The organism is Pseudomonas sp. ABFPK, assembly GCF_001586765.1.
GTDB lineage: Bacteria > Pseudomonadota > Gammaproteobacteria > Pseudomonadales > Pseudomonadaceae > Aquipseudomonas > Aquipseudomonas asiatica.
In genome coordinates, this window is the sequence record NZ_LQXW01000089.1 from 1 (window position 1) to 12,448 (window position 12,448).

Consider the following 12,448-nt stretch of genomic DNA (forward strand, 5'->3'; position numbering starts at 1 on the left):
ACATGCGGGTGGGGTTGAGTGGGCGTGTATCGCAAGAGCCTGTGCCGCGTCGGCTGGAAGACATGAGCGAGGCTTGATATTGCCGGGGCTGCTTCGCAGCCCATCGCCTGCAAGCCAGCTCCCACAGAGGTCACGCAGATCGTGAGATCTTCGTTGTACCTGTGGGAGCGGCTTTAGCCGCGAAGAATCCAACGCGGTGCATGGCACCGGCTGCGCCGGTGTTCGCGGCTAAAGCCGCTCCCACAGGTCCCCTGCTAATTCAATGAGTTATGTGCAGTTCGATGAGAGCTGGCTTGCCGGCGATGGGCCGCAAAGCGGCCCAAAATTGTTTGACTGACAGGCATTACGAGGGTGGTGTTTAAGCAGCCCTTTTCGTGTCAGGGCCGAGTCAGGGGTGCGCATTCATGGTTGTCGAAAGCCGGTTGCTCCCGCGCCCATGGACCATGCAATACAGCGCACCGGCCAGGATCAACCCCATCGCCCAACTGATATCCGCCCCCAGCCACTCGGCCACGAAGCCCGTGTAGAACGACAGTTTCATGAACGGGATGGTACCGATGATCGACACGGCGTACACCGCCAGGCTTCGACGATTGAAGCAGCCATAACGCCCCTTGGCGTCATACAGCGCCCCCACATCATAGTGGCCTCGGCATACCCAGTAGTAATCCACCAGGTTGATGGCGCTCCATGGGATCAACAGGTACAGCTGGCCGATCAGGATGTCGGCAAAGAACGTATCGAAATTGTACTGGGTGGCGATGGCGATCATCGTTGCCGCTGCGGTCAGCCCAGCCATTACCAAGGCCTTGGCCGTCGCGGTCACGCGCCGGATGGTCTTGAAGGCACCAAAGATCGTGACCGACGACATGTAGGCGCTGTACAGGCACAGCACGTTGTACTGGATCACCCCCAGCGCTATCACTGCCAGCGCCAACGGCGCCCACGGGCCGAACAAAGCGGCAATGGCTGTGGCCGGGTCATGCCCCAGTGCCGAGGGCAATTCCACCGCCACCAACGCGCCCAGTGCCATCATGGCGAAGGAGCCCAGCGCACAACCGCAATAGGTGGCCCAGAACGTGGCGCGTGGGTTGACGTTGGCCGGCAGGTAGCGCGAGTAATCGGCTACATAGGGGCCATACCCCAGCGTCCAGGAGGCCGACTGGGCCACGATCAGGTTGAAGGCGGTGAACGAGAAGCCGGTACTCACTGCCGTCGTGGTTGCCATGTCGCCGGGGTGCAGCAGGATCAGCACCAGGGCGCCGGCAAAAACCAGTGTGGACAACAGGCTCATCCACGCGCCCAGGCGGTGGATCAGCTCGTAGCCGACAAAGCCGATGACAAAGGTCAGCAAGCCGACCACCACGATCGCCTGGTCATCGCTCATGGGCACCAGCGCCTGCAAGGCATTGCGCATCAGCACGCCGCTGGCGGCGAGGAACAGGACTGCGGCCGTGACCATCACCAGCAGAGGGAGCGCGGCACCGTGGACACCGAACTGGGCCCGGCTCTGGATCATCTGTGGCACGCCCAGGTGAGGCCCTTGGGCAGAGTGCGCGGCCATGAACACGGTACCGATGAGGTTGCCGACCAACAGGGCCAACAAGGTCCAGCCAAGGCTTAGCCCCGATGCAATGCCCAGGGTGCCGACCATCAGCGCGGTTATCTGGAAGTTGGAGCTGAACCAGATAGTGAACAATCGTTTAGGCGTGCCATAACGCTCGGCGTGTGGGACAAATTCGATACTTCGCGTTTCTAGCTTCACGCCGGTCTCCCGATTTTGTTTTCCTGATTATCGGGTAGGTACCGGCGGGATTTGGGTTCAGTAACGAACGCGTCATAGCTGACTGCGCCATGGCTTGCTTGATAACGTCAGGGTACCCAGGCGGCTCATCCACACCGACGCCAGGATCACTGCCCCGCCGATGAACAGCCTGCCCAATGGCTCGTCCTGGTTCCAGATCAGCAAATTGAGCAGCAACCCTACTGGCACATGCAGGTTGTTCATCACCGCCAGCGTCCCGCCCGAAACCATGCAGGCGCCCTTGTTCCACCAGTACAGGCCCAGCGCCGTCGGGCATAGGCCCAGGAACAGCAGCACCAGCCACTGCACATCGGTGGTCGGCAGGTGCTGGGCGTTGCCAAACAGCAGGAAGGCCGGCAACACCACGATCAACGCGCCCAGGTAGAAGTAGCCAAAGCGCTTGTAGTGCGGCAAGTCGCTGGGGTGGCGTGCAACCAGGTGGCGGTACAGCACCTGGCCGGCGGCGTAGGTGAAGTTGGCCAGTTGCAGCAGCAGGAAGCCGATGAAGAACTCGCCGCTGATGGTGTCGAAGCGGATCACCGCCGCGCCGGCCACCGCCACCAGCGCTGCCAGCAGCGCCCACGGGTTGAAGCGCCGGTTCAAGGCGTCTTCGATCAGCGTCACGTGCAACGGCGTGAGAATGGTGAACAGCAGCACCTCCGGCACGGTGAGCACGCGAAAGCTCAGGTACAGGCAGACGTAGGTGATGCCGTACTGCAGCGCGCCGATCAGCAGCATCGAGCGCATGAAGCGCGGCTCGACCTGGCGCCAGCGGGTCAGCGGCAGGAACACCAGGCCAGCCAGCACCACGCGCGCGAGCACGGCAAAGTAGCTGTCGACGTGCCCGGCCAGGTACTCGCCGATCAGGCTGAAGGAAAACGCCTGGATCAGCGCGACGATTATCAGGTAGCCCATGGTTGTCTCTCGTGGATCAAGGCCGCGACCTTAGCGGGTTGCGGCAAATGAGTTCAACCATGAGGAATGTAAGGGCTGTGCCGGCCTCTTCGCGGGTAAACCCGCTCCCACAGGGACACCACAGGCCTCAGGTGCCGTGATATCCCTGTGGGAGCGGGTTTACCCGCGAAGAGGCCGGCACAGGCACCCATGAAATTCCAGGCATAAAAAAAAGCCCGGCCATGCAGGCCGGGCAGGTACACCCAAAGGAGCAAAAACAGGTGTCAGGGTTGGGAATTCGCTAAGCCTCAGGCCACCGCCGCCAGCTTGGCCTTGGCCTGGTTGACGCCCTTCTCGTGGAAGTCAGCGCTCATGTTCAGGCCTTCGGCATGGATGAAGTCGACATCGTGAATGCCGATGAAGGCCATTACCTGGCGCAGGTACGGTTCCTGGTGGTCGCTGGTGGCGCCGGCGTGGATGCCGCCACGGGCAGTCAGGACGATGGCGCGCTTGCCGGTCAGCAAGCCCTGCGGGCCGGTGGGGGTGTACTTGAAGGTGATGCCGGCACGCAGCACATGGTCCAGCCAGGCCTTCAGGGTGCTGGGGATGGTGAAGTTGTACATCGGCGCAGCCATCACCAGCACGTCGGCGGCGAGCAGTTCATCGGTCAGTTCGTTGGAGCGGGCCAAGGCGTCCAGTTCGGCAGCACTGCGCTGTTCTTCGGGCTTCATCCAGCCACCCAGCAGGTTGGCGTCCAGGTGCGGCACCGGGTTCACGGCCAGGTCGCGCACACTGATCTGATCGGCCGGGTGGGCGGCCTGCCACTGCTGGATGAAATCACGGGTCAGCTGACGGGAAACGGAATCCTGCTGGCGGGCGCTGCTTTCGATGATCAGTACGCGGGACATGGGGTGCCTCCATCGGCAAAAAGGGTTGCGATTCGATGGAGGTGAGATTACGGCTTGACCTATCGATAAAAAAGCGTAAAAAGTGGGTTCAATCTATCGATTTATCAGTTTATTCTGCACTGCAGTTCAAGGCGATCCGTAATTTGATGATCTGCCGGTTGAACTTGGCAGTGACATCGACGCTTTTACCGGCCGGTACGCTCACCCGGCGCACCCGTGGTGCCTCGGGGCCATTGCGGAAAGTCACCTTGCACGCGGCCGGTACCTGCCCATAGTTGTTGAGGGTGATGGCGCCAATGTCATAGGCCGTGTCATAGGCGGTGTAGTCGAGCTTTACCCCGGTCAGTTCCTTCTCAACGTCGATGGGATAAGCCATGACCCCGAGGGGCAGGCACATCAGTATTGCCGCACAACATTTCTTCATGGGCCGCTCTCCTTGAAAGAGCGCAGCTTAGGACAACAGGAGCGAAAGATGAAAGCGCCGCGCGTAACCCTTGACCAGTGGCGAACCCTGCAGGCAGTGGTCGATCACGGTGGGTTTGCCCAGGCCGCCGAGGCACTGCACCGCTCGCAGTCATCGGTCAGCTACACCGTGGCCCGCATGCAGGAGCAACTGGGCGTGCCGCTGCTGCGCATCGACGGCCGCAAGGCGGTGCTCACCGAGGCCGGCAATGTCCTGCTGCGCCGTTCGCGCCACCTGGTCAAGCAGGCCAGCCAGCTCGAAGACCTTGCCCACCACATGGAACAGGGCTGGGAGGCCGAGGTACGCCTGGTGGTCGATGCTGCCTACCCCAGTGCCCGCCTGGTACGCGCCCTGGCCGCGTTCATGCCGCAGAGCCGTGGCTGCCGGGTGCGCCTGCGTGAAGAAGTGCTGTCTGGCGTCGAGGAAGTGATGCACGAAGGCATCGCCGACCTGGCCATCAGCAGCTACAGCATCGGCGGCTACCTGGGCGCCGAACTGAGCGCGGTGGAGTTCGTCGCCGTCGCCCACCCCGAACACAGCCTGCACCGCCTGGGCCGCGAACTGACCTTCCAGGACCTGGAAAGCCAGTTGCAGGTGGTAATCCGCGACTCGGGCCGCGCCCAGCCGCGCGATGTCGGCTGGCTGGGTGCCGAGCAACGCTGGACCGTCGGCAGCCTGGGCACCGCCGCTACCTTTGTCAGCAGTGGCCTGGGCTTTGCCTGGCTGCCCCGCCACATGATCGAGCGCGAGCTACGCGAAGGCGTGCTCAAGCCGTTGCCGCTGGATCAGGGTGGCAGCCGCCACCCACTGTTCTACCTTTATTCGAGCAAAGAGAAGACCTTGGGCCCGGCTACGCAGATTCTCATCGACCTGCTGCGCAATTTCGACACCGCGCCACTGGACGTGCCCTTCGCAGCCCCCCCGCAAGCCTGAGAGGACCGCGCCCATGGCCTATTTCGAACACGAAGAATGCACACTGCATTACGAGGAATACGGCCAGGGCGAACCCCTGGTATTGCTGCATGGCCTGGGCTCCAGCTGCCAGGACTGGGAGCTGCAGGTGCCGGTGCTCAGCCGCCACTACCGGGTAATCCTCATGGACATCCGCGGCCACGGCCGCTCCGACAAGCCACGCGACGGTTACCAGATTGCCACCTTCAGTGCCGACCTGCTGGCCCTGCTCGAACACCTGCACACCGGCCCCGTGCACATCGTCGGCCTGTCCATGGGTGGCATGGTCGCCTTCCAGTTCGCTGTCGACCACCCGCAGTGGCTGCGCAGCCTGTGCATCGTCAACAGCGCCCCCGAGGTCAAGCGCCGCACTCGCAGTGACTGGGTATGGTGGCTCAAGCGCTGGGGCCTGGCGCGCCTGCTCAGTGTCAAAACGGTCGGCAAGGGCCTGGCCGAGCGGCTGTTCCCCAAACCGCAGCAGGCCGAACTGCGGCACAAGATGGCCCAGCGCTGGGCACGCAACGACAAGCGCGCCTACCTCAAGAGTTTCGACGCCATCGTCGACTGGGGCGTGCAGGAACGCATCGGCCAGGTTCACTGTCCTACCCTGGTGATCGCCGCCGACCACGATTACACCCCGATACAACTGAAAGAACGCTACGTCGCCCTGATGCCCCACGCCAGGCTGGTGGTCATCGACGATTCCCGGCACGCTACACCCCTCGACCAACCCGAGGTCTTCAACCAGACCCTGCTGCAGTTCCTTGCAGCCGCTTCCACCTCTCAAGGATCTTTGAGCCCATGCTGAAAAAACTCCTGCTCACCGCCTGCTCGGTCGCCTTCGCCACCAGCGTCATGGCCTCCGACAAGACCCCGCACGTACTGCTGGACACCAGCTTCGGCCAGGTCGAAATCGAGCTGAATGCCGAGAAGGCACCGATCAGTACCAAGAACTTCCTCGAATACGTCGACAGCGGCTTCTACAACAACACCATCTTCCACCGTGTAATCCCGGGCTTCATGGTCCAGGGCGGCGGCTTCACCGACCAGATGGTCCAAAAAGACACCAAGGACCCGATCAAGAACGAGGCCAGCAACGGCCTGCAGAACACCCGTGGCACGCTGTCGATGGCGCGTACCTCCAACCCGAACTCGGCCACCAGCCAGTTCTTCATCAACGTCGCCGACAACGATTTTCTCAATCCGGGCCGCGACGCCGGTTACGCCGTATTCGGCAAAGTGACCAAAGGCATGGAGGTGGTAGACCAGATCGTCAATTCACCGACCACCGTCAAGAAAGGCATGCGCGATGTGCCGGCCGATCCGGTCTACATCAAGTCCGCCAAACGCATCGACTGACCGCAGGTTTCACAGGGACGTGAAACCTTCCGGGGTCGGGTAGCACAGGAGTCTTGTCACCCATGCTGTACCGCCGTTTCGAGCAACTGATCGACATCTTCCGCGACGCGCCCAGCGAGTCGCCACCCGGCCAGGTCTGGCCGTTCTACCTGTACTACCTGCGCCAGGTGTGGCCGAGCTTTGTCGCCCTGCTGGTGGTGGGCCTGGTCGCCTCGCTGATCGAGGTGGCGATGTTCAGCTACCTCAGCCGCATCATCGATCTGGCACAGGGCACGCCCAATGCCAGTTTCTTCAGCGAACACAGCGGCGAACTGATCTGGATGCTGGTGGTGATCCTGCTGCTGCGCCCGGTGTTCTTCGGCCTGCACGACCTGCTCGTGCACCAGACCATCAACCCCGGCATGACCAGCATGATCCGCTGGCAGAACCACACCTATGTGCTCAAGCAGAGCCTGAACTTCTTCCAGAGCGACTTCGCCGGGCGCATCGCCCAGCGCATCATGCAGACCGGCAACTCACTGCGCGACTCTGCGGTGCAGGCGGTGGATGCGCTATGGCACGTGCTGATCTACGCCATTACCTCGCTGGTGCTGTTCGCCGAGGCCGACTGGCGCCTGATGTTGCCGCTGCTGCTATGGATCGCAGGCTACATCGCCGCGCTGTTCTACTTCGTCCCCCGGGTGAAGGAGCGTTCGGTGATTTCCTCCGATGCCCGCTCCAAGCTGATGGGTCGCATCGTCGACGGCTACACCAACATCGCCACCCTCAAGCTGTTCGCCCACACCGACTTCGAACAGCAGTACGCGCGCGAAGCGATCCGCGAACAGACAGAGAAAACCCAGCTGGCCGCACGCGTGGTCACCAGCATGGACGTGGTCATAACCACCCTCAATGGCTTGCTGGTGGTCGCCACCACAGGCCTGGCGCTGTGGCTGTGGAGCCAGTCGCTGATCACCGTCGGCGCCATCGCCCTGGCCACCGGCCTGGTGATCCGCATCGTCAACATGTCGGGCTGGATCATGTGGGTGGTCAACGGCATCTTCGAGAACATCGGCATGGTCCAGGACGGCCTGCAGACCATCGCCCAGCCGGTCACCGTCACCGACCAGCCCAACGCACCGGCGCTCAAGGTCAGCCGCGGTGCGGTGCGTTTCGATGATGTGGACTTCCATTACGGCAAGGCCGCCAACGTGATCGAAGGGCTCAGCCTGGACATACGCCCGGGCGAGAAGATCGGCCTGATCGGCCCGTCGGGGGCAGGCAAGTCGACCCTGGTGAACCTGCTGCTGAGGCTGTATGACGTGCAGGGCGGGCGCATTCTCATCGACGGCCAGGACATTGCCGAGGTAAGCCAGGCCAGCCTGCGCGCGCAGATCGGCATGATCACCCAGGACACCTCGCTGCTGCACCGCTCGATCCGTGACAACCTGCTGTATGGCCGCCCCGATGCCAGCGAGGCCGCGCTTCATGAAGCGGTGCGCCGGGCCCGCGCCGACGAGTTCATCCCGCAGCTGTCGGACGCTCAGGGGCGCACCGGTTTCGATGCCCATGTGGGCGAGCGCGGGGTCAAGCTGTCGGGTGGCCAGCGCCAGCGCATCGCCATTGCCCGGGTGCTGCTGAAGAATGCACCGATCCTGATCATGGACGAGGCCACTTCGGCGCTGGACTCGGAGGTAGAGGCAGCGATCCAGGAAAGCCTGGAGACGCTGATGCAGGGCAAGACGGTGATCGCGATTGCCCACCGGCTTTCCACCATCGCCCGGATGGACCGGCTGGTAGTGCTGGACAAGGGGCGGATTGTCGAGAGTGGCAGCCACAGTGAACTGCTGGAGCAGCAAGGCTTGTATGCCCGGTTGTGGCATCACCAGACCGGGGGGTTTGTCGGAGTGGATTGACCCCTGATCAGGCCTCACAGCCCCCTTGAAGCCTGTGCGGTCCATGTAGGAGCAGCCTTGTGCTGCGAAGAGTCCATCAGTGCCAAAGGAGATTTTTTGCCCTACCGGCCTCTTCGCAGCACAAGGCTGCTCCTACAGGTCCTGGATAGCCATTACAAATGGATCAGTCCCGGCGATAGGGCAACATTCCCCTGGCCTCCTCGGCATACGCCCGCACCCCTTCCCGTTCCTGCGTCAGAAAATCCTCCACCGCCCGCCGCAGCCCCGGGTGCAGCAGGTAGTGCCACGACCGCGTCAGCACCGGCTCGAACCCTCGAATCAGCTTGTGCTCCCCCTGTGCCCCGGCATCGAAACGCTGCAGCCCTTCGGCAATGGCAAAGTCCATGCCCTGGTAGAAACAGGTTTCGAAATGCAGCCGGTCGAATTCGTCCAGGCACCCCCAGTAGCGGCCAAACAGGCTGTCGCCCCCCACCAGGCTCAGGGCCATGGCCACATCACGGCCACCCTGCCGCGCCATCACCACGCGCAAGGCCTCGGGCATGCGCTCGGCCAGCAGGCTGAAGAACTCGCGTGTCAGGTAGGGCGCACGGCGGCGCACCGCGTAGGTATTGGCGTAGCAGCGGTAGACGAAATCCCACTGCGCCTCATCCAGTTCACCCCCACGGTACCAGCGGAATTCAATACCGTGCCCGGCCACCTGTTCACGCTCCTTGCGCATCTGCTTGCGCTTGCGCGAACTCAGGCTGTCGAGAAAATCCTGGAAGTCACGGTAGCCGTGGTTGCGCCAATGAAACTGGCAGCCCAGGCGCTCCATCCAGCCAGGCTGGCCTGCCAGTTGTTCGTCCAGCGCCGGCTCGGTGAAATTGATGTGCGCGCCAGACAGCCCGCCCTTGGCCAGGTACTCCGGCAACGCCTGCAGCACCAGCAGGCCATCGGCTGGGTCGGCGGCGAGCAGGCGCGGGCCGCTGACCGGGCTGAACGGCACAGCACCGAGCAGCTTGGGGTAGTAGGCAATGCCGGCCCGCTCACAGGCATCGGCCCAGCCATGGTCGAACACGTACTCGCCAAACGAGTGCCATTTGCGGTACGCCGGCAGCAGCGCCCGTACCCGCCCGTCACCTTCCAGCACCAAGTGCTCGGCGGCCCAGCCGGTGTTGCGCGCGACGCTGCCGCTGTCCTCCATGGCGCTGAGAAACGCATGGCGCAGGAACGGTTGGCCAGCGGGCACCAGGGCATCCCAGGTGGCCGCCGGAAGATCACGCAAATGAGCAAGGCTGTACAGGCTGGTCACGGTTTCGGCTCGCTGTTTCAAGGTACCCAGTATCCCCAAGGAAGGCCCGCCACTCAAATCACGATAGCCGGGACAGATCCTTTTATTCTCAATTACTTAACCGCAGTGCCACCAATTCGACATTAATCTGTCATTCGCCCCCGCAATACTTGCGCCTGTTTTCCGGAACCCCAGAACCTGTCTATTCAGGCCCTTTCCGAAGACATGCCAACACAGGGGCGGGCGCTTGAGCCTCCCCATCTTATTCAACAGGGAGAACCTTATGCGTCTTGTTTCTACACTTACCGGAGTGAGCCTCACCGGCATGATGCTGGCTCTGAGTACTCCGGCCAGTGCAGCTGTCGACGCCAAGCTGCTCGAAATGCTCCGCGCCAATGGCTCGATCAACCAGGCGCAGTACAACGAACTGCAGGCGGACCTGGCTCAAGAAACCAAGGAAAAGGCCGCTCAGAAAGCTCAGTCCGAACGGATGAGCTCCTTTGAACAGAAAGTGGCATGGGCCGCCAAGACCCAGGTCAAGGGTGATTTGCGCCTGCGTTACGAAGACGTCAACGTCGACGACCCGAACAGCAGCAGCGGCAACCAGGACCGCCAGCGCGTGCGTGCCCGTGTCGGCTTCTACAGCGAAATCAACCCGCAGGTCGACGCGGGCATCCGTATCGCCACCGGCAGCAGTGCCGACCGCCGTTCGACCAACCAGAGCTTCGACAACTACTTCGACAAGAAGTCGCTGTGGGTCGACCAGGCCTACCTCGACTGGCACCCGACTGCAGTTCCCAACCTGCACCTGATTGGCGGCAAGATGGCGCAGCCATGGGTGAGCATGGGCGACATCATCTGGGATAGCGACATCAACCCGGAAGGCGTGGCAGCCACCTACAAGACCGACCTGGGCGGGGCCGAAGTGTTCGCCAGCGCCGGTCAGTACACCCTCAAGGACAACGTCGATGGCGACGGCGTGCAATACAAGCATGACGCACAGGTCTATCACGGCCAGTTGGGCGCCAAATTCGCCCCGGCCGATGTGCTCAAGCTGACCGTAGGTGCCAGTATCTATGGCTACGACAACGACAAGGAAGCCACCATCCTGCAGTCGTTCGGCAACACCACCAACGAGTTCAACCTCGTGGAAGGCTTCGGCCAGCTGGACTTCACCGGCTTTGCCATCCCGCTCTCTGCTTACGGCCAGTATGTGAAAAACACCGAAAGCACCGATGGCGAAGACCAGGCCTGGTTGGCGGGCCTGAAAACCAAGGTCGGCGCCTGGAGCCTGGACTACAACTACCGCGACGTGCAGCGTAACGCCGTGGTCAGCCTGTTCACCGACTCTGACTTTGGCAACGGCTTCACCGGTTCGCGCGGGCACAAGTTCAAGGTCGGATATGAAATCGACAAGAACTTCTCCCTGGGCGCTGCCTACCTGATGGCCAAGACCGACCTGTCGCAGTTGCCCAACAGCGATGCCGATGTAGATACCCTGCAGGTAGACCTGGAAGCCAAGTTCTAAGCGAAACCCTGCACTGCTTCACCTGAAGCGGGAAATGCCGACCCCATCCGGCGTTTCCCGCTTTTTTTTGTGAGATTGCAGAGGGCTGCCTTGCAGCCCATTCGCAGCACAAGGCTGCTCCTACAGGGGAATGCGAACCCTGCAACCGGCGCGTTTTCCTGTAGGAGCAGCCTTGTGCTGCGAATGGGCCGCAAAGCGACCCCGATATTTCGAAGCAATCAGCGCTTGCGCAGGATCACGCTACCAATCGAATACCCCGCACCAAACGAGCTCAACACCCCCAGCGAGCCCTTGGCCAGGTCGTCCTGGTACAGGTGGAAGGCAATCACCGACCCTGCCGAACTGGTGTTGGCATAGCGATCGAGAATCACCGGTGCATCCTCTTCGGCCACTTCACGCCCAAGCAGCTTCTTGACGATCAGCTGGTTCATGCTGAGGTTGGCCTGGTGCAGCCAGAAGCGTTTCACATCGCTTGGTTGCAGCCCGTTTTCCAGCAGGTGCTCACCGATCAGCTCGGCCACCTTCGGACACACCTCGCGGAACACCTTGCGGCCTTCCTGGATGAACAGCTTGTCCGCCGCGCCCTCGCCCTCTTCCGCCGCGCGGTTGAGGAAGCCGAAGTTGTTACGGATGTTGTTGGAGAACTCGGTCCACAGCTTGCTGCTGACGATGTCGAACTGGTGCGCCGAGGTGGCCTTGTCAGCACGCTCGAGCAACACCGCAGTGGCAGCATCACCAAAGATGAAGTGGCTGTCGCGGTCACGGAAGTTCAGGTGGCCGGTGCACACCTCCGGGTTGACCATCAGCACCGCGCGCGCCTGGCCCAGGGCCACGCTGTTGGCGGCGGTCTGGATGCCGAAAGTGGCCGACGAGCAGGCCACGTTCATGTCGAAGGCAAAGCCCTGGATGCCCAGCGCCTGCTGCACTTCGATGGCGATGGCCGGGTACGGGCGCTGCAGGTTGGAGCAGGCGACGATCACCCCGTCGACATCGGCCGCCGTGCGACCGGCGCGCTCCAGGGCCTGGCGGGCAGCGGCCACGGCCATTTCGCAGAGCACCGACGGTTCGTCGTTGGAGCGCTCGGGCAGGCGCGGCTTCATGCGCTGCGGGTCGAGAATGCCGGCCTTGTCCATGACGAAGCGGCTCTTGATGCCCGAGGCCTTTTCGATGAACGCGGCATCGGACAGCGGCGCCGCCTCGACTTCACCGCGCTCGATGGCGGCGGCGTTGTCCTGGTTGAACTGCTGCGACCAGGTGTTGAAGGACGCCACCAGTTCTTCGTTGGAAATGCTCTGGGCCGGGGTGTACAGGCCGGTGCCGCTGATCACGACGTTATGCACGGTCGTTCCTCTGGTCAAAGGCCATCGCCACGGGGC

General features: G+C 62.4%; 11 protein-coding genes. 5 read left to right on the forward strand and 6 right to left on the reverse strand.

Annotated features, from left to right (window positions below; genetic code table 11):
• Positions 1-388: 388 nt before the first annotated feature.
• From WM94_RS27725 to WM94_RS27740, 4 genes are all read right to left on the reverse strand, one after another.
• Positions 389-1,765 (reverse strand): cytosine permease, encoded by a 1,377-nt coding sequence (locus WM94_RS27725; RefSeq protein WP_061552632.1) that lies wholly within the window; start codon positions 1,763-1,765, stop codon positions 389-391.
• 72 nt (positions 1,766-1,837) lie between these two features.
• A complete protein-coding gene (locus WM94_RS27730) occupies positions 1,838-2,719 on the reverse strand; it encodes a carboxylate/amino acid/amine transporter (RefSeq protein WP_061552633.1) in 882 nt (293 codons plus the stop codon).
• A 287-nt stretch (positions 2,720-3,006) separates the two neighbouring features.
• The gene (locus tag WM94_RS27735; protein WP_013973705.1) at positions 3,007-3,606 is read right to left on the reverse strand and encodes an FMN-dependent NADH-azoreductase; all 600 of its coding nucleotides are present in this window, start codon (positions 3,604-3,606) and stop codon (positions 3,007-3,009) included.
• A gap of 109 nt (positions 3,607-3,715) precedes the next feature.
• On the reverse strand, positions 3,716-4,030 hold the full coding sequence (locus tag WM94_RS27740) for a hypothetical protein (protein WP_061552634.1): 315 nt from the start codon (positions 4,028-4,030) through the stop codon (positions 3,716-3,718).
• Positions 4,031-4,078: 48 nt separating this feature from the next.
• On the opposite strand from WM94_RS27740, the gene WM94_RS27745 reads away from it, so the two are divergent.
• From WM94_RS27745 to WM94_RS27760, 4 genes are all read left to right on the forward strand, one after another.
• On the forward strand, positions 4,079-5,002 hold the full coding sequence (locus tag WM94_RS27745) for a LysR family transcriptional regulator (protein ID WP_012273620.1): 924 nt from the start codon (positions 4,079-4,081) through the stop codon (positions 5,000-5,002).
• Between the two features lie 13 nt (positions 5,003-5,015).
• Complete coding sequence (locus tag WM94_RS27750; RefSeq protein WP_061552635.1) at positions 5,016-5,828, forward strand: alpha/beta fold hydrolase; 813 nt, start codon at positions 5,016-5,018, stop codon at positions 5,826-5,828.
• A complete protein-coding gene (locus WM94_RS27755) occupies positions 5,822-6,379 on the forward strand; it encodes a peptidylprolyl isomerase (RefSeq protein WP_061552636.1) in 558 nt (185 codons plus the stop codon). Before WM94_RS27750 ends, WM94_RS27755 begins: the two co-directional genes overlap by 7 nt.
• A 62-nt stretch (positions 6,380-6,441) precedes the next feature.
• Positions 6,442-8,274, forward strand: coding sequence for an ABC transporter ATP-binding protein (locus tag WM94_RS27760; RefSeq protein ID WP_061552637.1), 1,833 nt, complete (start codon positions 6,442-6,444; stop codon positions 8,272-8,274).
• Positions 8,275-8,437: 163 nt separating this feature from the next.
• On the opposite strand, the gene WM94_RS27765 is transcribed toward WM94_RS27760, so the two are convergent.
• Positions 8,438-9,565, reverse strand: a complete 1,128-nt coding sequence (locus WM94_RS27765; RefSeq protein ID WP_061552728.1) for a GNAT family N-acetyltransferase — start codon at positions 9,563-9,565, stop codon at positions 8,438-8,440.
• Positions 9,566-9,827: 262 nt separating this feature from the next.
• Here WM94_RS27765 and WM94_RS27770 point away from each other — a divergent pair, with 262 nt between their 5' ends.
• A complete protein-coding gene (locus WM94_RS27770) occupies positions 9,828-11,072 on the forward strand; it encodes a putative porin (protein ID WP_023660852.1) in 1,245 nt (414 codons plus the stop codon).
• Between the two features lie 218 nt (positions 11,073-11,290).
• On the opposite strand, the gene WM94_RS27775 is transcribed toward WM94_RS27770, so the two are convergent.
• On the reverse strand, positions 11,291-12,412 hold the full coding sequence (locus WM94_RS27775) for a beta-ketoacyl-ACP synthase III (protein ID WP_061552638.1): 1,122 nt from the start codon (positions 12,410-12,412) through the stop codon (positions 11,291-11,293).
• Positions 12,413-12,448: the final 36 nt, after the last annotated feature.

What these genes read in the sequence shown, in the direction of transcription:
- WM94_RS27730 (WP_061552633.1), bottom strand. Translation starts at nt 2,719, where the DNA reads ATGGGCTACCTGATAATCGTCGCGCTGATCCAGGCGTTTTCCTTCAGC.
- WM94_RS27735 (WP_013973705.1), bottom strand. Translation starts at nt 3,606, where the DNA reads ATGTCCCGCGTACTGATCATCGAAAGCAGCGCCCGCCAGCAGGATTCC.
- WM94_RS27740 (WP_061552634.1), bottom strand. Translation starts at nt 4,030, where the DNA reads ATGAAGAAATGTTGTGCGGCAATACTGATGTGCCTGCCCCTCGGGGTC.
- WM94_RS27745 (WP_012273620.1), top strand. Translation starts at nt 4,079, where the DNA reads ATGAAAGCGCCGCGCGTAACCCTTGACCAGTGGCGAACCCTGCAGGCA.
- WM94_RS27750 (WP_061552635.1), top strand. Translation starts at nt 5,016, where the DNA reads ATGGCCTATTTCGAACACGAAGAATGCACACTGCATTACGAGGAATAC.
- WM94_RS27755 (WP_061552636.1), top strand. Translation starts at nt 5,822, where the DNA reads ATGCTGAAAAAACTCCTGCTCACCGCCTGCTCGGTCGCCTTCGCCACC.
- WM94_RS27760 (WP_061552637.1), top strand. Translation starts at nt 6,442, where the DNA reads ATGCTGTACCGCCGTTTCGAGCAACTGATCGACATCTTCCGCGACGCG.
- WM94_RS27770 (WP_023660852.1), top strand. Translation starts at nt 9,828, where the DNA reads ATGCGTCTTGTTTCTACACTTACCGGAGTGAGCCTCACCGGCATGATG.